This window comes from Pseudooceanicola sp. NS-SX9, assembly GCF_057380705.1.
The window spans coordinates 1480770-1504901 of sequence record NZ_CM170818.1; the positions used below are offsets into that span (position 1 = coordinate 1480770).

General features: G+C 68.6%; 20 protein-coding genes. 11 read left to right on the top strand and 9 right to left on the bottom strand.

Annotated features, from left to right (window positions below):
- Positions 1–26: 26 nt before the first annotated feature.
- From AC2ITM_RS07040 to AC2ITM_RS07060, 5 genes are all read left to right on the top strand, one after another.
- Positions 27–974 (top strand): LysR family transcriptional regulator, encoded by a 948-nt coding sequence (locus AC2ITM_RS07040; RefSeq protein ID WP_486469109.1) that lies wholly within the window; start codon positions 27–29, stop codon positions 972–974.
- Positions 975–1079: 105 nt separating this feature from the next.
- Positions 1080–2633, top strand: a complete 1554-nt coding sequence (locus tag AC2ITM_RS07045; RefSeq protein ID WP_486469110.1) for a sulfatase family protein — start codon at positions 1080–1082, stop codon at positions 2631–2633.
- A 587-nt stretch (positions 2634–3220) separates the two neighbouring features.
- Positions 3221–4126: a sulfite exporter TauE/SafE family protein gene (locus AC2ITM_RS07050; protein WP_486469111.1), complete on the top strand. Its 906-nt coding sequence runs from the start codon at positions 3221–3223 to the stop codon at positions 4124–4126.
- Positions 4123–4881, top strand: coding sequence for a TIGR02186 family protein (locus AC2ITM_RS07055; protein ID WP_486469112.1), 759 nt, complete (start codon positions 4123–4125; stop codon positions 4879–4881). The genes AC2ITM_RS07050 and AC2ITM_RS07055 overlap by 4 nt, the downstream gene beginning before the upstream one ends.
- A 5-nt stretch (positions 4882–4886) precedes the next feature.
- Positions 4887–5861 (top strand): formylglycine-generating enzyme family protein, encoded by a 975-nt coding sequence (locus AC2ITM_RS07060; RefSeq protein ID WP_486469113.1) that lies wholly within the window; start codon positions 4887–4889, stop codon positions 5859–5861.
- A gap of 387 nt (positions 5862–6248) precedes the next feature.
- Here AC2ITM_RS07060 and AC2ITM_RS07065 read toward each other — a convergent pair whose 3' ends face one another.
- The 3 genes from AC2ITM_RS07065 to AC2ITM_RS07075 form a co-directional block, all read right to left on the bottom strand.
- A complete protein-coding gene (locus tag AC2ITM_RS07065; RefSeq protein WP_486469114.1) occupies positions 6249–7862 on the bottom strand; it encodes a chemotaxis protein CheW in 1614 nt (537 codons plus the stop codon).
- On the bottom strand, positions 7855–10608 hold the full coding sequence (locus tag AC2ITM_RS07070) for a PAS domain S-box protein (RefSeq protein WP_486469115.1): 2754 nt from the start codon (positions 10606–10608) through the stop codon (positions 7855–7857). Before AC2ITM_RS07070 ends, AC2ITM_RS07065 begins: the two co-directional genes overlap by 8 nt.
- Before the next feature lie 113 nt (positions 10609–10721).
- Positions 10722–11900: a multidrug effflux MFS transporter gene (locus AC2ITM_RS07075; protein WP_486469116.1), complete on the bottom strand. Its 1179-nt coding sequence runs from the start codon at positions 11898–11900 to the stop codon at positions 10722–10724.
- A 213-nt stretch (positions 11901–12113) separates the two neighbouring features.
- Here AC2ITM_RS07075 and AC2ITM_RS07080 point away from each other — a divergent pair, with 213 nt between their 5' ends.
- Positions 12114–12935 (top strand): sulfite exporter TauE/SafE family protein, encoded by an 822-nt coding sequence (locus AC2ITM_RS07080; protein ID WP_486469117.1) that lies wholly within the window; start codon positions 12114–12116, stop codon positions 12933–12935.
- On the opposite strand, the gene AC2ITM_RS07085 is transcribed toward AC2ITM_RS07080, so the two are convergent.
- The 4 genes from AC2ITM_RS07085 to AC2ITM_RS07100 form a co-directional block, all read right to left on the bottom strand.
- Positions 12936–13181 (bottom strand): DUF1289 domain-containing protein, encoded by a 246-nt coding sequence (locus AC2ITM_RS07085; protein WP_486469118.1) that lies wholly within the window; start codon positions 13179–13181, stop codon positions 12936–12938.
- Positions 13178–13648, bottom strand: a complete 471-nt coding sequence (gene ruvX / locus AC2ITM_RS07090; protein ID WP_486469119.1) for a Holliday junction resolvase RuvX — start codon at positions 13646–13648, stop codon at positions 13178–13180. Before ruvX ends, AC2ITM_RS07085 begins: the two co-directional genes overlap by 4 nt.
- 14 nt (positions 13649–13662) lie before the next feature.
- Positions 13663–14922, bottom strand: a complete 1260-nt coding sequence (ccmI, locus tag AC2ITM_RS07095; RefSeq protein WP_486469120.1) for a c-type cytochrome biogenesis protein CcmI — start codon at positions 14920–14922, stop codon at positions 13663–13665.
- A gap of 152 nt (positions 14923–15074) precedes the next feature.
- Positions 15075–15521: a hypothetical protein gene (locus tag AC2ITM_RS07100; RefSeq protein WP_486469121.1), complete on the bottom strand. Its 447-nt coding sequence runs from the start codon at positions 15519–15521 to the stop codon at positions 15075–15077.
- An 808-nt stretch (positions 15522–16329) separates the two neighbouring features.
- Between AC2ITM_RS07100 and AC2ITM_RS07105 the strand changes: the two genes are divergently transcribed.
- Positions 16330–16929: a superoxide dismutase gene (locus AC2ITM_RS07105; protein ID WP_486469122.1), complete on the top strand. Its 600-nt coding sequence runs from the start codon at positions 16330–16332 to the stop codon at positions 16927–16929.
- Positions 16930–17480: 551 nt separating this feature from the next.
- On the opposite strand, the gene AC2ITM_RS07110 is transcribed toward AC2ITM_RS07105, so the two are convergent.
- Positions 17481–18032, bottom strand: coding sequence for an LOG family protein (locus AC2ITM_RS07110; protein ID WP_486469123.1), 552 nt, complete (start codon positions 18030–18032; stop codon positions 17481–17483).
- A 98-nt stretch (positions 18033–18130) separates the two neighbouring features.
- Here AC2ITM_RS07110 and AC2ITM_RS07115 point away from each other — a divergent pair, with 98 nt between their 5' ends.
- Positions 18131–19267 carry a LysM peptidoglycan-binding domain-containing protein gene (locus AC2ITM_RS07115; RefSeq protein WP_486469124.1) on the top strand — a complete coding sequence of 379 codons (1137 nt, stop codon included), beginning with the start codon at positions 18131–18133 and terminating at the stop codon, positions 19265–19267.
- Between the two features lie 310 nt (positions 19268–19577).
- Here AC2ITM_RS07115 and AC2ITM_RS07120 read toward each other — a convergent pair whose 3' ends face one another.
- Positions 19578–19931: an ArsR/SmtB family transcription factor gene (locus tag AC2ITM_RS07120; protein WP_486469125.1), complete on the bottom strand. Its 354-nt coding sequence runs from the start codon at positions 19929–19931 to the stop codon at positions 19578–19580.
- A gap of 80 nt (positions 19932–20011) precedes the next feature.
- Here AC2ITM_RS07120 and AC2ITM_RS07125 point away from each other — a divergent pair, with 80 nt between their 5' ends.
- The 3 genes from AC2ITM_RS07125 (at position 20012) to AC2ITM_RS07135 (ending at position 24067) form a co-directional block, all read left to right on the top strand.
- Positions 20012–21835 carry an ABCB family ABC transporter ATP-binding protein/permease gene (locus AC2ITM_RS07125; RefSeq protein WP_486469126.1) on the top strand — a complete coding sequence of 608 codons (1824 nt, stop codon included), beginning with the start codon at positions 20012–20014 and terminating at the stop codon, positions 21833–21835.
- Positions 21836–22041: 206 nt separating this feature from the next.
- Positions 22042–23130 carry a hypothetical protein gene (locus tag AC2ITM_RS07130; RefSeq protein ID WP_486469127.1) on the top strand — a complete coding sequence of 363 codons (1089 nt, stop codon included), beginning with the start codon at positions 22042–22044 and terminating at the stop codon, positions 23128–23130.
- A 274-nt stretch (positions 23131–23404) separates the two neighbouring features.
- Positions 23405–24067, top strand: coding sequence for a hypothetical protein (locus AC2ITM_RS07135; RefSeq protein WP_486469128.1), 663 nt, complete (start codon positions 23405–23407; stop codon positions 24065–24067).
- Positions 24068–24132 lie beyond the last annotated feature (65 nt).

Here is a 24132-nt window from a genome sequence, read left to right on the forward strand (position 1 = left end):
TGCGCCCATGCACGGACAATGAAAAGATGCGCGGAACCGATGCTTCAAGGTTATCGCTCGACATGCTGGACCAGATCACCCACCTGTTTCGCCTGCAGGCCATCTTCGAAGAGGGCAGCCTGCGCTCGGCGGCGAACCGGCTGAACATCACCCAGCCGGCGCTGTCGCGCTCGCTGGCGCAGCTGGAGAAGTACTTTGGCCATCCGCTGCTGGAACGCCATGCCCGTGGTGTCCGCCCCACCCCCTTCGGAGAGCGCGTCCTGAGCGAGGCCCTGCGGATGCAGCGCCAGTGGCAGCTGGCCGAACAGTCGCTGCGCCATGACCCGGCCCTGGGCCAGACCCGGCTGCGCATCGGCGCGGGGCCGGTCTGGCGCGCGGCGGTGGTGCCGGGCTATGTGCTGGCGCTGGAACGGCGCTTTCCCGACATCGCCTTCGAGATGCGCAACACCCGTTATGCCCAGGCCATCACCGACCTGCGCGAGGGGCGCCTGGACGTGCTGTTCACCGGCAGCCCGATGACCGAACCCGACGAGCAGCGCCTGGTCTGCCGCCCCTTCGCCACCGTCACCGATCAGGTGGTGGCGCGGGCGGGCCATCCGATCTTTGCCCATCCCGGCCCGAACGGAGAGATCCCCGCCGAACGGCTGCTGGATTACCCCTGGGTCGTCTATTCCGAGATCCCCGCCTATCACGAAACCGCCCGCACCGCCCTGTTCGAACGCCTGGGCCAGGAACCCCGCATCGCCGTGCTGTGCGAAAGCCTGCTGTCGGCGCTGACGGTGCTGCAACGCTCGGATCACCTGTCGATCCTGCCCGATGTCGCCATGGGGGCCTTCCTGCAGGGATCGCTGCAACCGGTGCGCACGGGGCTGCGGTCGCGCACCACCCGCGCCAACATGGTCTACCGTCAGGAGATGGAGGGCTGGCCGCCGCTGGCGGCGCTGATCGCGCTGACCATGCCCGAGGCTCAGTGATGCCATTTGCGCATCGCTTGCCGGGGTAATTGCATTATCCCGTCATAGCGTCGCCGCCTATGGTCCCCGCAGCGCTGCCCAGCAGCCCGGACGAGGAGGACCAGCTTGCGCCCCAACATCATCTTCATCATGGCGGACGACCATGCCAGCCGGGCGATCTCGGCCTATGGCGCGGGGATCAACCGGACCCCGAACCTCGACCGGCTGGCGGCCGAGGGGCTGCGCCATGATGCGACCTATGTCACCAATTCGATCTGCACGCCGTCGCGCGCGGCGATCCTGACGGGCACCCACAATCATGTGAACCAGGTGACGACGCTGGTCACCCATCTGGACAACCGCTTTCCCACCGTCGCGGGTCTGCTGCGCAGCTCGGGCTACAAGACCGCGATCTACGGCAAGTGGCACCTGGGCGAGGGGCCGCAGCACGAACCCAAGGGGTTCGACGACTGGGCCGTGGTGCCGGGGCAGGGCGATTACTGGGACCCGGCCTTTATCTTTCCCGAAGGCCGCCGCCGGGTGCCGGGCTATGCCACCGACATCATCACCGACATGTCCATCGACTTCATTCGCAAGAACCAGGACCGGCCGTTCTTCCTGATGTGCCACCACAAGGCGCCGCACCGCAGCTTTGAACCCCATCCCCGCCATGCGCACCTCTGGGCGGACGAGGACGTGCCGCTGCCCGAGACCTTCAACGACGACTATTCCAACCGTGCCGCCGCCGCCGCCGCCGCCAAGATGCGGGTGCGCTCGGATCTGACCTGGGAGGACATCGCGCTGGTGCAGCCCATCGGCCCCGAGGCCGTGGCGGGCGAACTGGTCGTCGACTTCCTGAAGATGCGCAAGGTCCCCGATCTGGCCCCGGGCGACACCATCAGCGTCATCTGCGCCGAGACCGGCGCCCGTTTCACCTTCGACGATCCCCAGGCCTTCGCGGAATTCAAGTACCAGCGCTTCATGAAGCGTTACCTGCGCACCGTGCAGTCGATCGACGACGGGGTGGGGCGGATGCTGGACACGCTGGACGAGCTGGGGCTGACCGAGAACACGCTGGTCATCTACACCTCGGACCAGGGGTTCTTCCTGGGCGAGCACGGCTGGTTCGACAAGCGCTACATGTACGAGGAAAGCCTGCAGATGCCCTTCCTGGTGCGCTATCCGGCGGCGATCCCGGCGGGCACGACCAGCCGCGACATCTGCTGCAACGTCGATTTCGCGCCGACCTTCCTGGACTATGCGGGGGTGAAGGTGCCCAGTTTCATGCAAGGCACCTCGCTGCGCCCGATGCTGGAAGGCAACACCCCCGACGACTGGGAGCAGCTGGCCTATCACCGCTATTGGATGCACAACGATGCCTTCCACGGCGCCTGGGCGCATTACGGCGTGCGCGGTCCGCGCTACAAGCTGATCCACTGGTACAACAAGCCCCTGGGCCAGATCGGCGCGCGCCCCAACGACGCCCAGCCCGAATGGGAGCTGTTCGACTGCGACACCGACCCGTTCGAGCTGACCAACCTGGCCCATGATCCCGCCCATGCCGGCGTCTTTGCCGAGATGCTGGCGCTGATGGATGCCAAGATGGCCGAGATCGGCGATCTGCCCGAACATGTCAGCGCCGATGTGCTGGCCGGGCTGAAGCTGCCCGAACCCGCCTGAGGCCCCCCGCCTGCGGCCGCCGCCCGTGGCGGCCGCAGGTCAGCCCGTGGCCCAAGGGTCGTTGAGAGGCCCGGACCGTCCACAGGCCGGCCCACGGCACCGGACAGCGCACCCCGCCGGGGGCTGGGCCGCTGACCCCTTTGCGGGCCTGATGGGGGCCAAACCTCTGGCGGCCCTCTGGCCGCTGACCCTCCTGCGGTCCGATGGCTGCCAAACCTCCGGCGGCCCTCTGGCCGCTGACCTCTCTGCGGGTCCGATGGCTGCCAAACCTCCGGCGGCCCTCTGGCCGCTGACCCTCCTGCGGTCCGATGGCTGCCAAACCTCCGGTGGCCTTCCGGCCGCTGACCCCTCTGCGGGCCTGATGGCTGCCAAACCGCTGGTGGCCTTGCGGCCGCCGATCCCTCTGCGGCCCGATGGCCGCCAAACCGCCAGCGGCCCTCTCTGGCCGCCGACCTGCCTGCAGCCCGATGGCTGCCAACCTGCCCGTGGCCCAAGGGTCGCGGATCCCTGCGCCCGCGCCGCCCGTGCCCCCAGCCCAAGGGGCGCGGTGCCCCGCGTGGCGCGGCGCCAGCTTCGGAACCTGTGACGTGATCTATCTTCCCATAGCCGAGGTCTCGGTCAACGCCTGGGCGATCCTGGGCCTCGGCGGCATCGTGGGCTTCCTGTCGGGGCTCTTCGGCGTCGGCGGAGGCTTCCTGCTGACGCCGCTGCTGTTCTTTGCGGGCATTCCGCCGGCGGTGGCGGTCTCGACCCAGGCGAACCAGATCGTCGCCTCGTCCTTCTCGGGGACGCTGGCGCATCTGAAACGCGGCACGCTGGACCTGAAGATGGGGGGGATGCTGCTGGCGGGGGGGCTGGCGGGATCGGCGGTGGGGGTCTGGATCTTCAACCTGCTCAGCCGCATCGGCCAGGTCGACCTGATGGTGCAGCTGTTCTACGTGGTCTTCCTGGGCGGCATCGGAGCGATGATGTTCGCCGAAAGCCTGCGCGCCCTGCTGCGCCGCAGCCCGCCGCCGCGTCGCCGGACCCGGGGACTGGTGGCACGGATGCCGCTGCGGATGCGGTTCCGCACCTCGGGCCTTTATATCTCGGTGATCCCGGTGCTGGCCATCGGGTTCCTCTGCGGGGTGCTGGCGGCGATCATGGGGGTGGGGGGCGGCTTTGTCATGCTGCCGGCGATGATCTACCTGCTGAAGATGCCCACCAAGGTGGTCGTCGGGACCTCGCTGTTCCAGATCATGTTCACCTCGGCCTTCACCACGGTGCTGCATGCCGCGACCGATCACAGCGTCGATGTGCTGCTGGCGCTGCTGCTCAGCATCGGGGGGGTGCTGGGGGCACAGCTGGGGGCGCGCTTCGGCACCCGACTGCGGGGCGAGCAGCTGCGCATCCTGCTGTCGGTGCTGGTGCTGGTGGTCTGCTTCAAGGTGGCGCTCGACCTGGTGCTGGCGCCCGCCGATCCGTTCTCGATGACGCTGGAGATGATGCCATGAGGCGCCTGCTTGCGGTCCTTTTGCTGCTGGCGGGGCCCGCCCATGCCGAACGCGCGGTCTTCGAGCTGTCGCAGCAGGAGGTCTCGATCACCTCGACCTTCAGCGGCACCGAGCTGACGGTCTATGGCGCGGTGCGCCCCGATCCCGGGCAGGCGCTGCCCGACACAGCCCCCGGCGTCATCGTCACCATCGCCGGTCCCGAGGGCACCGCCATCATCCGCCGCAAGGCCCGGCAGGCGGGGATCTGGATCAATTCCGACATGGCCAGCTATGCGCCGGTGCCGGGGTTCTATGCGGTGGCGGCCTCGGGGCGGCTGCAGCAGATGCTGGGCCCGGGGCAGGATGCGGCCTTTGCGATCTCGGTCGCGGCGCAGACGCGGGCGGTGACGGCGCGCGCGCCCGATCACGATCCGCAGGCCTTTGCCGATGCGCTGCAGCGGCTGGGGGAACGCGCGGGCCGGTTCCGCAGTCGGGACGGCGCGGTGCGGCTGGCGCAGGGGGCGCTGTTCGATGCGCATTTCGCGCTGCCCTCGACGACCTCGCAGGGGGATTACGTGGTGCGCGTCTTTCTGGTGCGCGACGGCCGGGTGATCGACGCGGCGCGGCGGGTCTTCCAGGTCCGCAAGGCGCCGCTGGAACGCTACGTGTTCCGGTTTGCACAGGCCAACGGGACGCTCTACGGATGTATCGCGGTGCTGATCGCCATTGCCACCGGCTGGCTGGCCTCGGTGATCTTCCGCAAGGACCGGAGGTAGGACGGATGGCACAGGGCAGTTGCTGCGGCGGCACCGGGCGCGGGGCACAGGCGCCGGATCGGGACACGGCATTCCTGCAGGCGGCGCTGGCCGTTCCGCGCGCGGATCCGGCCGAACAGGCCCAGCTGCGGGCCGAGCTGCTGCCCATTCCCGGCGGCATCTTCGAGATGGGCACCCGCAAGTCGACCTATCCGCAGGACCTCGACAGCCCGCGGCGCAAGGTCAAGGTCTCGGCCTTCCGCATTGGCGCCACCACCGTCACCAATGCGCAATACGCCCGCTTCATCGCTGCCACCGGCTATCGCACCGTCGCCGAGCGCGAAGGCTGGAGCTATGTCTTCCACCTGCTGCTGGCCGATCCCGCCACCCATCCCGTCAGCCCGCCGGGGCTGCGCTGGTGGCGGCAGGTCCATGGCGCCCACTGGGCGGCCCCCGAAGGCCCCGGCAGCGACTGGCAGGCGGGGCGCGCCGATCATCCGGCGGTGCAGCTGTGCTGGTACGATGCGCTGGCCTATGTCACCTGGGCCGGGCTGCGCCTGCCGCGCGAGGCCGAATGGGAACGCGCCGCCCGTGGCGGCCAGGCGCGGCAGAAATTCCCCTGGGGCAATGCGCTGGTGCCGGCTGCGGGCCATGCGATGAACACCTGGCAGGGCGATTTCCCCGATCACAACAGCGCCGAGGACGGCTTTGTCGGCACTGCGCCCGCGCGCAGCTACGCGCCGAATGGCTATGGTCTTTACAATTGCACCGGCAATGTCTGGGAATGGGTCGCGGACCGCTACGGCCCCCGTGCCGCCCCGGGAACCCTGCCCGAGGTCGATCCGACCGGCCCCGCCGAAGGCCTGGCCCGGATCCAGCGCGGCGGATCCTTCCTGTGCCACGTCAGCTATTGCGACCGGTACCATGTGCATTCGCGTACCCGCAACGATCCCGACAGCGCGACCTCGAACGCGGGCTTCCGGGTGGCGGCGGACGCCTGATCCGCCTCCTGCCGGACCGGCCCGTTCGGCCCCGGGCCTGTTCCCGAACCCCTTTGCGGTTCGTGTCCCGGCCCGTCCGGTTGCCCTGGCGGGGCCCGAGGCGCAGGGCGGCAGCCGTGCCATATCCCTTTCGCGCGGCCCCTTGATCCGCTGCAAGGCGACCCTGCGAGCTGTTGCAAGGCCCGGTGTCCTGGCCCTTTCGGGCGCCATGGCGGGGCCGGAGGCGGCGCAGGGCCCGACCCGCACCCACTTGCCCAGACCTGGCCGCGACCGGGGCGCCCGCGGATCGTCCCCGGGTGCCTTGCGCCGCTTGCCGTGTTGCGCAGGTCCCCCGCCGGGGCGGCACCGGATGGGACAGGATCCCAGGGGCGCGCCTTGTCGCTGCCCTCAGAACAGATCCAGCGTCCCGGTTGCCGCCAGCGCCAGCGCATCGGGTTTCAGCAGCTGCCACAGCGCGTGGTCCTCGTCGAGCGGCCGTTGCAGGATCGCCCCCGCGACCCCGGGCTGCCCCGAGATCACGTCGAGCGTCTCGATGGCGCAGATTTCCTCGACCACCAGGCCAACCGGGGTGCCGTGGTGGCGCATCAGCACCAGTGCCGCCCGCGGCTTTGTGCCATTGGCGGCATGACCGTACAGCGCCGCCAACGAGAATACCGGCAGCAGCGTGCGGTCGCGTGCGGCGATGCTGCCCAGAAAGACCTCGTGGCCGAGGCCGCGTTGCAGATGCTCGGGCAGGGACAGGATTTCCTCGACCTCCTCCAGGGCGAAGGCGCAGTGGATGCCGGATTTGACCAGCAGGACGGCCTGGCGCGGGAACACCGGGCGAGGCTTGTCGGGGCGGCCGCGCTGATCGCCCTTGCGGTCCTTGCGATGGGCGACACGGGACAGTTCCCCCAGCATCGGATCAGACAGGAGTGCGGCGGAATCAAGAATATAGAGGGTCTCTCCGTCCTCGGCCACGCAGGCGCCATAGATCAGGTCGGGCCGCGCGCAAAGCATGGGCGGCATTGCCCCCACCGCCTGTCGGCGCAGGCTGCGGATGTCGCGGACCCGTTCCGCACGCAGCGCCAGCGACCCCTTGTCGGGAAACGGCAGCACCACCGAAGACGCCCGGGGCGGATGCATGCCGCCATTGGCAGGCGACAGGCCCAGGAAGGGCAGAAGGTCCAGCACCGCGCGTTCCGTGCCGTGATGGGTGACGCTGCCGTCGCAGGGCCCCGAAGCCAGGACCGAGGCGTCGATTTCGGCCTCGGGCAGGGTGGTCTCGATCGCGCTCAGCGACAGGCAAAAGGCGATGCCGCCGGTCTCGAACAGCAGGTAATGGTCGGCGGCATCGCGCACCGGCAGCTGCGCCCGCTGGCTGCGCGACAGCGGCACGCCAAGCCCGGGCAGAACGGATGCGTCCAGCACCCCGATGGCCTGGCCGTCGATCAGCACCAGCCGCGGCAGCAGCCGGTCGCACAGATCGGTCTCGTCGGTGGTGATGGCCTGTTCGGCGACATCGCGCAGCGGCACGATCTGACGGGCGGTGCGGGCATAGATGCCGTAGACCTCCTCGGCGCCGCCGACGATCACGACAACCCCGCCGACCTCGGAGGGGTAGAGGGGGGGCTGGCCCAGCAGCGGTGACAGATCGACCACCGGGATCACCTGGCCGCGCAGCGCCACGCAGCCGATCACCCCGGGCCGGGTAGAGCGCAGCGGCTGCAGCTGCGCCGGCGCCACCATGACCTCGCGCAGGTCATGAACCTCGATCGCGATGGTCATCACGCCAAGGTCGATCAGCGCCAGCGGGCCGCGTCCGGTCGTCCCCCCGGCCGCCGGCGCCGGGTCTTCGCCTGCGGGCAGAGGCGCGGGCGCGGCATCGGCGCCGTCCGCGTCGGGGGGGGATCCACAGGCGGTGGGCTCTGGGGGCGTCTCCGGCCCGCCTTCGCACGGGGTCATCGCGGCACCGTCCCCGTCGCGGCCGGCCTCTGCCGCGGGCAGGGGGGCGTCATTCATCCCCGGTGACCTTCGCAAGGGTCGAGATCAGCGAGACCACGTCGCGCGACACTTCCTTCTGCTTGTCGACCGATGTCGAGATTTCCTCCACCGCGCCGCCGGTCTGGATGACGCATTGCACGATCCGTTCAAAGGCCGCCCGCGCGGTGTTCGAGCGCGTCTTGCCCATGTCCACCTGTGCCGCGCTTTCGGCGACCAGCCGGGTGATTTCCTGCGCCGCATTCGAGCTGCGCTCGGCCAGCTTGCGCACCTCGTCCGCCACGACCGAGAAACCGACGCCGAATTCCCCCGCCCGCGCGGCCTCGATGGCGGCGTTGAAGGCCAGCAGGTTGGTCTGGTTGGCGATGTCGCTGATCACCCGCGCCATTTCCGTGACCGAGCCCGAGGTCTTGGCGATCATGCCGATGACCTCGATGGCGCCGTTCAGCTCGTCGAAGCCGCCCGAGGCGGCGTCCTTGGTGTTGTGCGACACCTCGATGGTCGAGGTCGTCGCCTGGTCAATGCGCGAGATCGACACCTGCAGCAGGTCGACCATCTCCTGCATGGCGCGGGCCTTGTCGCGGATCAGCTGCTCCATCTCGACCTGGGCGGTGATGTCATGGGCATATTTGATCACGCCCACCGGCTGGCCATGCATGTCCAAAAGCGGCGCATAGGTGGCCTGGATCCAAAAATCGCGGTCGAACTTGGCCAGCCGGTGGAACCGGCCGTCCTGTTCCTGACCCTTGCGCAGCGCGATCCAGAAATCGCGGTATTGCTGCGACTTGATGTGATCGGGGGTGCAGAACATCGAATGGTGCTGGCCCTGCAGTTCCCGCATGGAATAGCCCGAGACGCGCAGGAAGTTCTCGTTCGCGGTCAGGATATTGCCTTCCATGTCGAACTGGATGACGGCCTGGGCGCGGTCGATGGCGTTGAACTTTGATTCGAATTCCGCGTTGCGCCGGCGCTGCGCGGTGATGTCGGTGGCGAATTTGATCACCTTCACCGGCTGCCCGTCGAGATCGAAGATCGGGTTGTAGCTGGCCTGGATATAGACCTCCTGGCCGGAGCGCGTCAGCCGCGCGAATTCGCCGGTCTCGAATTCCCCACGCCCCAGCTTTTCCCAAAAGGCGCGGTAGCCTTCCGAGGTGGCGTAATCGGGCTTGCAGAAGATCCGGTGGTGCTGACCGATGATCTGATCCGCCTTGTAGCCCATCAGATTCAGGAAGTTTTCGTTCGCGGTCAGGATCTTGCCGTCCATGTCGAATTCGATCACCGCCTGGGCGCGGTTGATGGCGGCGACCGTGCCCTTGAATTCCAGGTTGCGGTTCGACTGTTCGGTGATGTCGCGGCTCAGCTCGATGATGCGCTCGACCCGGCCGTCGAGGCCACGGATCGGCGTGAAGGTCGAGAAGACGAAGAAATCCCGCCCCCGGGCACCGAAGCGGCGGAAGCTGTCCTGCCGCGTCTCGCCATTCGCCAGCGCCGCCCAGAAGCGCTGGAATTCGCGGGTTTCCTCGCCATCGCGGTTCCACAGGATGGCGCCGGAGGCATTGCGGATCTGCTCGTCTGTCAGCCCGGCCAGGTCCATATAGGCGGCATTCATCGACAGGATATGTCCGTCGGGGGCGAATTCCGCCACCAGGAGCGAGTTGTTGACGGCCTCCATCCGGCCGCGGATCTCGTTGGCGGCATTGCGTTCGAAGGTGACGTCCAGCGCCGCCTTGGTGATCTTGATCACCTCGCCCGAGGGCGAGAGGACCGGCGTGTAGCTGGCGCGGATCCAGATGCTGTCGCCGGATTTGGTGCGGCGCTCGAATTCACCTGTATTGGCGTGCCCCTCGCGCAGGCGGGCCCAGAATTCGCGGTATTGCGACGTGCTGACATAGGCCGCGTCGCAGAACATCGAGTGGTTGTGGCCCAGCACCTCGTCCTCGGTATAGCCGGTCAGGGTCAGGAAGTTCTGGTTGGCGGCGGTCACCTGGCCGTCGATGTCGAATTCGATCATCGCGATGGCCTGGTGGACGGCAGAAAGGCGCCCCTCGGTCTCGGCGCGTTCCAGCTTGGCGGCGGTCACGTCCATGGCGAATTTGACCACCCGGGCGACCTTGCCGTCGGGCCCCATGATCGGGTTGTAATTGGCGCGGATCCAAACCGAGTGGCCGTCCTTGCGCAGGCGCTCGAACTCTCCGTCCAGCACCTTGCCCGAGGCCAGTTCCTTCCACATCCGGCCGTAATCCTTCGATTCGGCAAAGGCGGGTCGGCAGAAGATCCGGTGCGGCTGGCCGCGCAGTTCCTCCAGCGTGTAGCCCATCAGATCCAGAAAGATCGGATTGGCGGTCAGCACCGTGCCGTCAATGTCGAATTCGATCACCGCCTGTACACGTTCGACCGCGTCGATTTTCGAATGCGTCTCGCTGTCGAAGGGCACAAGGCGGCCCTCGACCAGAACGGCGGCCGCCCCGTCGGGCGCCGAGGACGCGACGCCGAAGAAGGTGACTGTGGCCTTTTCATCCGCCAGATGGACGTGGAATTCCACCGGATCCTTGCCCTTTGCGGCGCGCATCAGGCAGTCGCCGACAAAGCCCGCCTCGCGGAAGAACGACGGGAAATGCCGCCCCACGGGGGTGTTGTTGCCGCCCCCCACCAGACGCACCGCGCCCCGGTTGGCCGTCTGCACCTCGTGCTCGGCCGTGCCGATGCGCAGCAACATGCTGGTCTGGACAAGGATCTTCTTCGCCGCCTCGATATCGAGGTCGTCCATGTCTGCGCCCATATCCCCGGCTGCCTCCTTGCTGTGGTTGTGCAATGAGGGATAGCGCCCGGGGACTTAACACCGGGTGACGGGATTTTTTCAATTTTCTCGAATTGAAACGATCAGGCGGTCAGGGCGCGGGGGCGGGTGGCGTAGCTGCCAAGCGCCAGTGCTGCGACGCCGCAGACCGCGATGGTGGCGACCATCGGCAGGGCTGTGCCGTCGAAGAACGGCCCCGACAGCGCCACCATGCCGCCCGCGGTCAGCAGCTGCATCGTGCCCGCCAGCGACGAGGCCAGCCCCGCATGACGCCCGTGCGCATCCATCGCCAGCACCATGGCCGAGGGGATCACCAGCCCCAGGCAGGCATTGCCGCAGACCAGGCAGGCCCCCAGGATCACGGCCGAGGCATGGCCGCCCGCCACCACCACCAGCAACAGCATGGTGAAAAAGCTGAATCCCATGACCGCCCGGCGCACCATCCGCACCATGCCCATGCGTTCGGCGATCCGCGCCGCCATCTGGCTGGCCCCGAAAAAGCCCGCCGCATTGACCGCGAAAGCCAGCGAGAACTGCGTCGGCGTCAGCCCGAAGCCGTCGATGTAGACGAAGCTGGCCGAGGACAGGAAGACGAAGAAACTGGCCATGCCGAAGCCTCCGGTCAGCACCAGCGCGACAAAGCGGCGGTCCGACAGCAGCTGTCCGGCGGTGCGCAGCAGGGGGCGGGGCGACAGCGGCTGGCGGCGCTCGGCGGGCATCGTCTCGGGCAGCGCGAAAAGGGTCAGTACCACCCCCACGATCCCCAGCACCGAAATCGCCAGGAAGATCTCTCGCCAGGCGCCGAAGGTCAGCACCAGCGTGCCGAACAGCGGCGCCAGCATCGGCGAGACCGACACCACCAGCATCACCATCGCCATCAGCCGCGTGGCCTGGGGGCCGGTGTAGCGGTCGCGCACCACCGCGCGCGGGATCACCATCATCGCCGCACCCCCCAGCCCCTGCAGCGCCCGCCAGCCCACCAGCGCCGGCAGGCTGGGCGCCATCGAGGCCCCGATCGCCGCCAGGGTGAACAGCACCAGCCCGATCAGCAGCGGCCGCCTGCGCCCGATGGCATCCGCGAGCGGCCCGTAGAACAGCTGCCCCAGCCCGAAGGGGATGAAATAGGCAATCAGCGTCGCCTGGACCGCCGCCTGGCTGGCGTCGAAGTCCCGGGTGATCTGCGGCAGCGCCGGCAGGTACATGTCGATGGCAAGCGGGCTGGTCAGAGACAGCACGCCCAGCACGAGGGCAAAGCGGAACATCCGGGATACCGATCTGTTGGAGAGACCCGCGGCAGGCGGGGAAGGGGCAGACATAACGATCCCGCAGCGGTTGCGAAAGCCTGAGCGGCGCACAAACATGCATGGATCATGCAATCATGCCGTTGCAGCGACGGAACCCGGTTCCCCGGCCTTGCATCCCGGGAAAGAACTTGCTTCTGCTCCGGCCGACCAACGAACGACAGCGGGGACGACATGGATTTCGGAACGATTGCAGGGCTGCTGGCGCTGCTGGTGGCCATCGGGGCGCTGGCAGGGGTGCTGGCGGGGCTTCTGGGCGTGGGGGGCGGTATCGTGCTGGTGCCGGCGTTCTTCTACACCTTCCAGGGCCTGGGCTATGGCGGCCCCGAGATGATGCAGGTCTGCCTGGGCACCTCGCTGGCGACGATCATCGTGACCTCGATGCGCTCGCTGGCCTCGCATAACAAGAAGGGCGCGGTCGACTGGACGATCCTGAAGACCTGGGCGCCGGGCATCTGCATCGGCGCGCTGGTGGGGGTGCTGGTGGTCTCGGGGCTGAAGACGAAAGAGCTGCAGGTGCTGTTCGGCTGCCTGGGCCTTTGCATCGGGCTGTACATGGCCTTCGGCAAGCACAGCTGGAAGATCCGCGACGACATGCCGGGGGGCTGGCGGCTGGCGGTGATCTCGCCTGTGGTGGGGTTCCTGTCGGTGCTGATGGGCATCGGCGGCGGCAGCTTCGGCGTGCCGATCATGACGCTGTGCGGCCGGCCGATCCACCGCGCGGTGGCCACCGCTGCGGGCTTTGGCCTGCTGATCGCGCTGCCCTCGTCGCTGGCCTTCCTGTTCGTGCACATCCCCGAGGGGTCGCATCCGCCCTACACGGTGGGCGCCGTCAATATCCCCGCCTTCCTGGTGGTGATCTGCATGACCACGCTGACCGCGCCGCTGGGCGCGAAGCTGGCCCATGCCACCGATCCGAAGAAGCTGAAGAAGATCTTCGCCTTCTTCCTGATGCTGGTGGCCCTCAATATGCTGAGGAAAGCCCTGCTGGGCTGATCAGTCGCGCGCCAGACGCCCCCGCCGCCCGCCGCGGCGGGTGGCCTTCAGCGGCCCGCGGCCGGGCAGTTCGGCCATGATCGCGCGGCGCTCGTCCTCGGTCATCTGCGACCAGCCGGTGATTTCCTCGATCGAGCGCAGGCAGCCGGTGCACAGCCGCGCCTGGGGGTGGATCACGCAGACATTGATGCAGGGCGAACTGACGGCCTCGCGCTGCCAGACATCGCGGCCGTGATCGTCGCTCATGCCTTCAGCACCCGCAGCCGGTCCAGCGCGCCTTGCAGGATGTAGCCCGCGGCGACGTGGTCGATCACCTCGGCCCGGCGGCGGCGCGAGGTGTCGGCCTCCAGCAGCGCGCGTTCGGCGGCCACCGTCGACAGCCGTTCATCCCAGTAGGTGATCGGCAGATCGGTCAGCGGCAGCAGGTTGCGCGCAAAGGCCCGGGTCTTCTGGCAGCGCGGCCCCTCGGTGCCGTCCATGTTGCGCGGCAGGCCCAGCACGATGCCGCCGATCTGGCGCGCGGCGAGGATCTTCATCAGCGCCTCGGCATCCAGGGTGAACTTCTTGCGCTTGATCGTCTCCAGCGGCGTCGCGATGCTCTGGAACGTGTCCGAGACCGCGACCCCGATGGTCTTGTCGCCGAAATCGAGGCCCGCAAGGGCGCGGAACCCCGGCAGGGCGGCGGCAAAGTCGGCGATGTCTTCGTGGATCACGGGGCGGGCTCCGGTCAGTTCTGCGCGGGGGTGTGTTCGACCCCGGCGGTGGTGGCTGCCTGGTCCAGTAGCACCAGTGCCTCGGGCTGGCCAGCAAAGGTCTGCTGCGCCTCGGCATAGATCTTGGCGGCACGGTCGGTCTGGCCCAGCACCCCCAGCGAGGTGATCAGCCGCGCCCATTCCCCGGCGCTGCCGCCTTCGCTGGCCAGCCGCTGCGACAGCCCGTCGACCATGTCCTGGATGCGCGCGGCGCGGTCCTGCGGCGACAGCTTCTGCATCGCGGCGATGTCGTCCTGGCTGGGGGTGGGTGCGCTGTCATCGGTGGTTTCGGGAGGCAGCTGGTAGCGGCTCTGGCCGGCCATTTCCGCCAGTTGCGGCAGCCGGGCGCGGATCGAGGGCACCCAGGGCGCATCCTTGTCCGAGCGCCGCAGCAGCCCGTCCCACAGCTGGAAGGCAATGTCGGGGCGGCCGGTCTGGGCCATCAGCAGGCCGGTGTAATAGGTCGCCGTGCCGTTCGAGGGATCGCGTTTGAGCGCATCCTGCAGCGCCTGGCTGGCCTCGGACGAGATGATGCCGCCCGCCGCCAGGATCATCATGTCGGCATATTCGGCATAGTCCTGGCCGCTGGCCCTGGCGCCCTCCAGCCGGATCACCTGGGCCTGCGCCTTGCGCGCCGCCGAGAAATTGCCCAGCGAGGCCTCGTTGCGCGCCAGCAGCTGCTGGCCGCGCAGATCGTCGGGGTTCTGCGCCACGGCGCTGCGCAGTTTGTCCATCAGCTGCAGGTAATCCTGCGACACATCCGGTTTCGGCGTCGAGATCGTGTCGCCCCCGGTCTTTTCCGCCGCCTCCTGCGCGGGCAGGCTGTCAAGCGCCTGCTTGGCGGCGGCGATGCGTGCGGCGCGCGGCATGTCGGGATAGCCCGGCACGCCGATCCAGATGTAAAACGCGAATGCCGTCAGCAGGATCACCACGGCGCCAAAGATCGTCCAGCCGCGCCCCGGGCCGCCTGCGCCCAGTGCAGCCGTGCCCTTGCGCAGCGCCGCATCGGCGGCCAGCACCCGGCGCGAGACCTCGGTGCGCACGCGCTCGGCCTCGGAGGCGGGCAGGGCGCCGCGGGCCAGGTCACGGTCCACCTCGGCCAGCTGGGCACGGTAGACCTCCAGCTCCAGCGCGGCGGCGGGCCGCTGCGGGGCGCTGCGGCCGACCAGGGCCGCCCGGGCCAGGATCGCCACCACGGCAAGAGCAAGAGCAAGGGCGACGAGCCAGAAAACCATCGGGCGGGACCTTTCAGAGGGGAAGGAACGCGCCGGGGCGCGAGCGTGCCGGGCCTTGGTCTATCCCGGCGCGCGCGCGCAAAAAAGGGGCAAAAGCCCGCATCCGCCGTCCTGACCCGGGGTCCGGGATCAAACCGGGGTGAGCGGCAGGCCTATTGCGCGGCCAGCGGCTGGTCGTCCTGCGGCCGGCCGGGCGGCAGGCGGGCGGCCTCGATGGCGCGCAGGGCGCGCTGGCGGCGGTTGATCGGGGCGCGGTGCAGCCGGCCCAGGGTTTCGACCAGGCGGTCGCCATCGGCCCCGGGCGGCACGGGCGCCACGGCGGTCAGCACCAGCCCCTCGCGCAGGGCCTGGGCGAATTCGGGGCGCTGCGGCAGCTGGCGGCGCAGGTTGGCATCGGCATGGCCGAAGGCCAGGGGGCGGGGCGCCTCGCCGGGGCGGGCACCCATCAGCACGAAAAGGCCGGGCGCCTCGGGCAGGGCGGCCAGCGGATCGATGACGGCAAAACGCAGCAGGCGGCGGCGCGCCGGGGCGCCATGCAGGCTCAGCAGCGGTGCCGCGGCCTCCAGCGGGAAGTCCAGGAATTCGGTCATGGTCGTCACTCTCCTTTCCTGAGCCCGCCGGACGGGGCGCCGCAGCGCCGGACCGGGGGCCTGGCATGTGCCCGGCGTGCAAGAGGCGCCGGTCGTCGGGGGTGGCGGGCGGCCCGGGGGCCTCCGCAAGGAAAAGCTAGCACAGAATATTGTGGGGTCGTTAACGCAACCACGCCAAAGGCTGTGGTAACGGGCGGATCGGGCGGTGCTGCGCCCAATCCCTTGGCGGAACGCGTGCAAAATCCGCAGGGTTCCGGGGAAAGCGGTGAAAGTTTACGCGGGGGAAGGTATGCGCGGACGCCTGCGCGGGAACTGCCCGCAAAACCGGCGATCTGACTGGCTTGCGAGTCGTTTTCGGGCAGTTCGTGAACGCAGTGGCGCGCGGGGGCAGGCGGGGCGGGTATGCCGGGGTATTGACCCCATGGAACCGGGCGGCTTTGCGCCGCGTTACGTCATCACTGCCTGGAAGAAGACAGGCCCGCCCGGATGGCTGCACATCCCCCCCCCGGATCCCGTCCCCAAGGCGGGATCCGACCGGCGCGGTTCCCGGCTGCACGGCCGTGAACGACGCGCGCCCCGGGGTCGGGATCACCTGCCCGGTCGCGCCTGGTTTCATCCTGTCCCTTACCTGTCCAACTGGGCCGGGCGCCATGTGCGTCCGGCCTTTTTTCCGCATCCCGCCGGGGCGGGCGGGGCGCGAATGCTCCGGGCAAAGACCGATGTGCAGTCCGGCACAGGCTAAGCCCTTGACCTTCGGGCGCGCGGGATACCATCTAGGCCCGCAAGAATAGCTGAACTCCGAAAAAGGAGGCCCGAAATGGCTTTTGAACTTCCCGATCTCCCCTACGCCCACGACGCCCTTGAATCCCTGGGCATGTCGAAGGAGACGCTGGAGTATCACCACGACATCCACCACAAGGCCTATGTCGACAACGGCAACAAGGCGATTGCCGGCACCGAGTGGGAAGGCAAGTCCGTCGAAGAGATCATCAAGGGCACCTACAACCCGACCGCGGTGGCCCAGAACGGCATCTTCAACAACGCCTCGCAATTCTGGAACCACAACCAGTTCTGGGAAATGATGGGCCCGGCGCAGACCGGCATGCCCGGCGAGCTGGAAAAAGCCCTGGTCGAAGCCTTCGGCTCGGTCGATGAGTTCAAGTCGCAGTTCGCCGCGGCCGGCGCCGGCCAGTTCGGTTCGGGCTGGGCCTGGCTGGTCAAGGACACCGATGGCGCGCTGAAGATCACCAAGACCGAAAACGGCGTCAACCCGCTGTGCTTCGGCCAGACCGCGCTGCTGGGCTGCGACGTGTGGGAACACTCCTACTACATCGACTTCCGCAACAAGCGTCCGGCCTACCTGACCAACTTCCTCGACAAGCTGGTCAACTGGGAAAACGTCGCCTCGCGCATGTAAGCGGGTCCGATCCCTTGCCCCCTCGGGGGCGGCAGACGCGCTCCGGGCCTGGCCCGGGGCGCGTTTTGCATTCCGGGCGGCCGGATCCGGCCGGGCACGAATCAATATATCGGCGGATTTCGGCCCAAATTCATTTTGTTCGGAACAGTTGCATTGCGGACACGTTGCCTTTTCGTGCAACCAGAAGACGGAGGCATGACCGGGCGGATCCGCTACCCCCGGAAGGGCCGGAAGGCGCGACACCACCGATGTTGCGAAGCGCGCGCCTTTCAGCGGCGGATCTGCCCCCTCGTCCCGGGCGCCTTGGCGCGGGACCGCCCGTACCGGCCGGGCCGCCGATGACACCGGCGGCTGCGTGCGGGGAGGGCGGCTTACCCTGCGTCCCGGTTCCCCCCGGGGCACTGACGGTCCGGATGGTCCGTGCGTTCCGGCCTGCCGCCGCCGCCTCCTGCCCGGGGTGGCGCGGCGGCCGGAGCGCCCGCGATCCGGGTGCCGCCCCGTCCGAGAGCGGGGCAGCCCACCCGGCCGGACCCTGGCCGAGTTGTTGCGCCTCAGGCCAGCGCGGCGCCGAGGAAGACTGCGGCTTCCTCGGCGCTGTCGGCCATGTGGAAGAAGCCCCGCGCCGAAGCCTCGGCAAAGCCTTCCCCGATCAGGCTGTCGAACAGCGCCGCCAGCGGATCCCAGTAGCCTTCGGTATTGACCAGCACGATGGGCTTGTCGTGCAGACCCAGCTGGCGCCAGGTCAGGACCTCGAAGAACTCGTCCAGGGTTCCGGCGCCGCCGGGCAGCACGACGATGGCGTCGGCATTCATGAACATGACCTTCTTGCGTTCGTGCATGGTCTCGGTGATCACCAGGCTGGAGAGGTCGCGCTTGCCCACTTCGCGCTGCATCAGGTGGGTGGGAATGACGCCGAAGGTCTCGGCCCCGGCGCCCTGGGCTGCGCGGGCCACTTCGCCCATCAGCCCGACGTTCCCGGCGCCATAGACCAGTCGCCAGCCCCGCTGGGCGATCTGCTGGCCAAAGGCGCGCGCGGCCTCGGCATAGGCGGGTCGGGCCCCGTCACGTGAGCCGCAATAGACACAGATCGAAAGTTTCTTCATCGGAGGCGCTCCTTGTTCCGCACCGCGTTTTGACCGGTGTGCCGCAGCTTGGTAAGACGTTTCAAGGGATCGTGAACGGACCTCGAGGGGATGCGCAGGTGCCGCTGGGACAAGGAACAAGAGGGGCCGGACTGGCCGTCGCGGCGCTGGCCGTGGCGGGCGGGATCGCGGTGCTGATCTGGGTGGGACCCGGTCGGCAGACGGCCCCCGCGCCGGCGAAGCTGCCCATGCCGGCGCCCGCGACCTTGCCTGACACTGCCCCCGCGTCCTTACCCGCCACGGCCACGGCCACTGCGCCGGCCACGGCCACCGCCCCGGCTGCGCCTCAGGCCCCCGAGGTGCCCCGTTTCGACGTGGTGCGCGTCGAACCAGACGGCACCGCGCTGGTGGCCGGCCAGGCCGCCCCCGGTGCGCAGCTGTCGATCCGGCTGGATGACGCGGAAACCGATGCGCCGGTGGCGGGCGAGGACGGCCGCTTCGTCAGCTTCCTGTCGCTGGGGCAAAGCGACCGCGCGCGGGTGCTGTCGCTCTATGCCACCGCCCCGGGAGAGGCGACGGCGCGGCGTGCCGAGGCCGATGTCATCATCGCCCCCGCGCCCCCCGGGTCTGATGCGGCATCTGCGACGTCCGCCGGTCCCGCGCCGGATGCGGCCCCCACGACGCCGAAGGCGGCCGATGCCGAACCCGAAGAGCCCCCGGCCGCGCCCACCGTCATCGTCAGCGATGCGGCGGGGGTGAAGGTGTTGCAGGGGCAGGCGGATGTGCCCGACGACGGTCTGGCGCTGGATGCGATCACCTATGATGCGCAGGGCGCGGTGTCGCTGTCAGGGCGCGGCACGCCCGGCGCCTATGCCCGCGTCTATCTGGACGGCACCCCCGCCGCCACCGCCGAGGTCGGCGACAGCGGCGACTGGACCACGGGCCTTCAGGACGTGGGGGCGGGCCTCTACGATCTGCGCGTGGATGAGGTGGACCCCGCAGGCAAGGTCAAGGACCGCCTGCAGACCCCCTTCCGGCGCGAGGCCCCCGAAGTCGCCGCCCAGGCGATGGCCGCGCCCGCGACGCAGGTCACGGTGCAGAAGGGCAACACGCTCTGGGCCATTGCCCGGCAGCGCTATGGCGAGGGGCTGCTGTACGTGCAGGTCTTCCATGCCAACAAGGGGCTGATCCGCAATCCCGACCTGATCTATCCCGGCCAGATCTTTTCCCTGCCAGAGCTGGATCCAAAGCCCTGATCCCCTTGTGGGCCCGATCCCCGGCGAAGGGGGGGCGGGGGTATAGAGTGTTCCGGGCGGGCCGATCAGTTGGCGAACGGGGTGATCCCCTTGTGGGCCCGATCCCCCACGAAGGGGGGCGGGGGCAAAGTGCGTTCCTGGCGGACCGGTCGGTCCCCCCCCCCTCGGCTGGGCAGGTCGATCCGGCGGCTGCGGCGCGTGGCCTGATCCCCGGGCCGAGCGGGGCGGTTCGAACCCGGCCGAAGGACAGGCGCAAGAGGGATCCGGGGATGGGGGCGCCTTGGCCTTGGCGTCCGGTGCCGCGGGCCCCTCAATCCCCCGGCAGGCGAAAGCTGCGCCCCGACCACAGGCAGCACGACCGCACCATGTCGTCGCGCGCGCAGCAGTCGTTCAGCAGGTAGCCGATCAGCCCGCCCATGGTGCGCCGGTCGGCGGCGTAGAAGATCTGCCGCCCCTGGCGCATCGCATGGACCAGCCCGGCGGCCTCCAGCGCCGCCAGGTGGAACGACAGCCGGGAAGCGGGCGCCGCCAGCCGGTCGCCGATGGCACCGGCGGGCAGGCCCTCGGGGCCGCGGGCGATCAGCAGGCGCAGGATCTCCAGCCGGGTTTCATGCGACAGCGCCGACAGGCAGGTCAGGGCGGCGCTCTGGTCCATCCGATCCATGGCTACATCCGATTGTTCAAGTGTCGTTGAACTGTCGGGGGGATAGTCTATAACCGCCCCCGAGACAAGGAGCCGCCGCCATGAGTCCCAGACATTCCACCATCACCTCGACCGAGCTGCCGAAGAATTCCGGCCGGATCGTTGCCCGGGTGCTGCCTTACCTCTGGCCAAGGGACCATGCCTGGGTGCGGCATCGGGTGATCTGGGCGCTGGCGGTGCTGGTGCTGGCCAAGGTGGTGTCGGTCGGCACGCCGTTCCTCTACAAGGCGGCGGTGGACGGGCTGTCGGACCATGCACAGGGGCCAGGCTGGATGCTGGGCGCGGGCGCGGTGGGGCTGACCATGGCCTATGGCATGGCGCGGCTGATGGCGGTGATCTTCCAACAGCTGCGCGACGCGATCTTTGCCCGCGTCGGCCAGCGAGCGCTGCGGGCGCTGGCGCTGGAAACCTTCGTCCATATCCACCGCCTGTCGATGCGCTATCACCTGACCCGCAAGACCGGCGCCCTGAGCCGGGTGATCGAACGCGGCGTCAAGGGGGTCGAGTTCCTGCTGCGCTTCCTGCTGTTTTCGATCGGGCCGCTGGTGCTGGAACTGGCGATGATCGCGGTGGTGCTGTGGTGGGTCTTCGGCTTTGCCTATGTGGTGGTGGTGGGCGTGGTCATCGCGCTTTACACCGTCTTCACCTTCAAGGTCACCGAATGGCGGGTCAAGCTGCGCAAGCAGATGAACGACCAGGACCAGGATGCCAACCAGAAGGCCGTCGACAGCCTGCTGAACTTTGAAACCGTCAAGTATTTCGGCGCCGAGGCGCGCGAGGCGCGCCGCTATGACCATGCCATGGCGGGCTATCAGGAGGCGGCGGTCAAGACCGCCTATTCGCTGGCCTATCTGAACTTTGGCCAGGGTCTGGTGATCACCGCCGGTCTGGTGGCGGTGATGGTGATGGCGGCGATCGGGGTGCAGAAGGGCACGCTGACGGTGGGGGATTTCGTGCTGGTCAACAGCTACATGATCCAGATCACCGTGCCGCTGAACATGCTGGGTACCGTCTACCGGGAAATCCGCCAGGCGCTGGTCGACATGGGGGAAATGTTCACGCTGCTCGACCAGCCGGCCGAGGTGATCGACGCCCCCGATGCGACACGGCTGGTGGTTACCGGCGCGGCGCTCGAATTCGATGCCGTGCGGTTCTCGTATGACCCGGACCGCGAGATCCTGAAGGGCGTGTCGTTCCGCGTCGCCCCGGGGCAGAAGGTGGCGCTGGTGGGCTCGTCCGGGTCGGGCAAGTCGACCATCGGGCGGCTGCTGTTCCGCTTCTACGATGTCAAGGGCGGCGCCATCCGCATCGACGGCCAGGATCTGCGCCATGTCACCCAAGGCAGCCTGCACCATGCCATCGGCGTGGTGCCGCAGGACACGGTGCTGTTCAACGACACCATCGGCTACAACATCGCCTATGGCCGCGACGATGCCACCCATGACCAGGTGGTCGAGGCCGCCCGCGCCGCGCAGATCCACGATTTCATCATGTCCCTGCCGCTGGGCTACGACACGGCGGTGGGCGAGCGCGGGCTGAAGCTGTCGGGGGGCGAAAAGCAGCGGGTGGGCATCGCGCGCACCCTGCTGAAGAACCCGCCCGTACTGCTGCTGGACGAGGCGACCTCGGCCCTTGATACCGACACCGAGCAGGAGATCCAGGCGGCGCTGAACCGCGCGGGCGAGGGGCGCACGGTGCTGGTGATCGCGCACCGTTTGTCGACCATCGCCGATGCCGACCGCATCGTCGTGCTGGAAAAGGGCGAGGTGGTCGAGGAAGGCACCCATGCCGACCTGCTGGCGCGCGGCGGCCGCTATGCCTCGCTGTGGCAAAAGCAGTCCGCCGAGGCCCAGGAGGCCGCCTGACACCAGCCGGGCCAGAGGCCGATTTTTCTGGCATCTTCCGGCAGTTGTGTCTTGAACGAATGTGTAAACTCTGTGTTGCAGCCAAGCTGCCTTCTGGCGCCGGGACGGTCTGACTAGGCTGTCCGGACTGGCAGCTGCCCGTCGGCCAAGGAAGAGGAGCCCGGCCGGCCCCCCCACGCAGCGCCAGCTGAAACGGGAGGACACCAATGCAGATGAACACGCTGATCGCCTCGGCGATGGGCCTGGCGGCGCTGTGCGCCGCAGGCATGGCCCAGGCCGAGGACTGGCCCGCCGGACCGATGAGTGCCGAGAAGCGGCTGGGCCTGTATTTCGGCGCCAGCGGGCTGTTGTCGGAATGGGGCAACAATGAAACCTTTGGCCTGGTGCAGGGGCGCGTCAACCAGGGCCGCGCGCAGATGGCGGCGGTGGCGGCGGGCGGGCCCACGACGGGCTACCAGGACGGCACGACGACGCTGACCATGCCGCTGGGGCTGCTGCACCAGATCGGCAACACGGATTCCTTCCTGCGCATCAACATCCTGGGCAACCAGTCCTGGGGGCAGGAGAACCTGACCTATTCCAACAGCACCACCGGCACGCTGCGCCTGCAATATCTGAACATGGCCAGCGACATGACCGCCTGGGGCCTGGGGCTGGTGGGCGAGCGGTCCTCGACCGACCTCAAGCACAACAGCGGCAGCGTCGAGGCCAGCGCCCTGGGCCTGCGCGCCGACATCCTGCAGCGCTTTGACAAGACCTGGGGCTTTGTCGGCCGGGCGACCTGGCTGGATGGCACGGGGGAAACCAAGATCCCGCTGGGCGGGGGCTCGACGCTGACCACCAACCAGGACAACACGCGCCTCTATCTGCAGGGCAACCTGATCGGCACCTTCCGCAAGGACCAGCTGCCCTTCCTGCCCGAAGCCTGGCAAATGCAGGCCAATTTCGAGACCGTCTGGCAGCGCACCGAGCTAAAGGAGGGCACCAACAGCTTTGGCGCAACGGTCGCTGCCGACCGGCTGGATTACGGCTATGTCGCCGCCACCGCGCGCTTTGAGCGCCCCTCGTTCAAGCCCGGTGTCTGGGCGCCCGCCTTCGAGGCCGGGCTGCAGCATGAATTCGTCAACGATGCCGGCGCCTATGTCGACGAGGACAACTATCTTTACACCAAGATCGGCACATCGGTGGGCTTTGCCAATGGCGCCCGGCTGGAGGTGTCCTATGCGCGCTCGGACGGGCTGAAGGGCAACCGCCGCACCCAGGGCGTCACGGTGCTGATGACGGCGAACTTCTGATCCCGCGCGCCCCACGGGGGAAGGATCCCGGCGTCCTGTCCCTTCGGGGGGCAGGGCGCCCTGCCATTGACCCGGGGCCTCTTGGCCCCCTGCTGCGGGCCCAGGCCCCGTTGCCCCATGCCGTTGGCCCGGCCCCTTCGCTCCCTGCCGGGTGCCCCCGGTTCGGCATGTCGCGGCTTCACGACCCGGCGAGGCGCCCGCTGCCGCCGCTGCCGCCCTTGGCAGGCCGCGGACCCTGCGCTAAGGAGGGGCCGAACGTCCCGAGGAGAAAGCCGTGAGCGAGAGCGACAGTTTCATCGACGAGGTCACCGACGAAGTCCGCCGCGACCGTCTTTTTGCGCTGATGAAGCGGTTTGGCTGGATCGTGATCCTGGCCATCGTGGTGCTGGTCGGCGTCGCCGCCTGGCTGGAAATCAAGGGCAGCCGCACCAATGCCCAGGCCCAGGCCTTCGGCGATGCGATCCTGTCGGCGCTGGATGAAAAGGACAGCGCCGCCCGCGTCAAGGCGCTGCAGGCGGTACCTGCCGCGAACGGCGACCAGAAGGCGCTGTTGCAGATGCTGGCCGCCTCCGAGGCCGACAAGATCCCCGATACCGGCGCTGCCGAAGGTGAAAAGCTGCTGGGCGAGGTGCCCTCGGACGGGGCGGACCCGATCTATGGCCAGATCGCCGCCTTCAAGAAGATCCTGATGGCGCCCGGCATGTCGGCAGAGGATCGCCGCACGGCCTTCAGCCAGCTTGCGGCCCCGGGCTCTGCGCTCTACCTGCTTGCGCAGGAACAGGTTGCACTGACCTATGTCGAGCAGGGCAATTCCCAGAAGGCGATCGAGACGCTGAAGGGGATCACCGACGACGCCAATGTCACCTCGGGCTTGCGTCAGCGTGCAAGTCAGTTGATTGTGGCGCTTGGCGGCTCGATCGGGGACAAGGACAGCTGATCCCATTCCCGGGGGCGGGGCGGCCACAGGCCCAGCCGCCCACCGGTACAGCAAGGCCGCTCGGC

Excerpts from the sequence above, each read along its gene's own strand:
- ccmI (WP_486469120.1), bottom strand. The coding sequence starts at position 14,922 with ATGGTTTTCTGGCTCGTCGCCCTTGCTCTTGCTCTTGCCGTGGTGGCG.
- AC2ITM_RS07125 (WP_486469126.1), top strand. The coding sequence starts at position 20,012 with ATGAGTCCCAGACATTCCACCATCACCTCGACCGAGCTGCCGAAGAAT.
- AC2ITM_RS07085 (WP_486469118.1), bottom strand. The coding sequence starts at position 13,181 with ATGAGCGACGATCACGGCCGCGATGTCTGGCAGCGCGAGGCCGTCAGT.
- AC2ITM_RS07130 (WP_486469127.1), top strand. The coding sequence starts at position 22,042 with ATGCAGATGAACACGCTGATCGCCTCGGCGATGGGCCTGGCGGCGCTG.
- AC2ITM_RS07080 (WP_486469117.1), top strand. The coding sequence starts at position 12,114 with ATGGATTTCGGAACGATTGCAGGGCTGCTGGCGCTGCTGGTGGCCATC.
- AC2ITM_RS07105 (WP_486469122.1), top strand. The coding sequence starts at position 16,330 with ATGGCTTTTGAACTTCCCGATCTCCCCTACGCCCACGACGCCCTTGAA.
- AC2ITM_RS07075 (WP_486469116.1), bottom strand. The coding sequence starts at position 11,900 with ATGTTCCGCTTTGCCCTCGTGCTGGGCGTGCTGTCTCTGACCAGCCCG.
- AC2ITM_RS07070 (WP_486469115.1), bottom strand. The coding sequence starts at position 10,608 with ATGGACGACCTCGATATCGAGGCGGCGAAGAAGATCCTTGTCCAGACC.
- AC2ITM_RS07065 (WP_486469114.1), bottom strand. The coding sequence starts at position 7,862 with ATGAATGACGCCCCCCTGCCCGCGGCAGAGGCCGGCCGCGACGGGGAC.
- AC2ITM_RS07040 (WP_486469109.1), top strand. The coding sequence starts at position 27 with ATGCGCGGAACCGATGCTTCAAGGTTATCGCTCGACATGCTGGACCAG.
- AC2ITM_RS07060 (WP_486469113.1), top strand. The coding sequence starts at position 4,887 with ATGGCACAGGGCAGTTGCTGCGGCGGCACCGGGCGCGGGGCACAGGCG.
- AC2ITM_RS07055 (WP_486469112.1), top strand. The coding sequence starts at position 4,123 with ATGAGGCGCCTGCTTGCGGTCCTTTTGCTGCTGGCGGGGCCCGCCCAT.
- AC2ITM_RS07120 (WP_486469125.1), bottom strand. The coding sequence starts at position 19,931 with ATGGATCGGATGGACCAGAGCGCCGCCCTGACCTGCCTGTCGGCGCTG.
- AC2ITM_RS07110 (WP_486469123.1), bottom strand. The coding sequence starts at position 18,032 with ATGAAGAAACTTTCGATCTGTGTCTATTGCGGCTCACGTGACGGGGCC.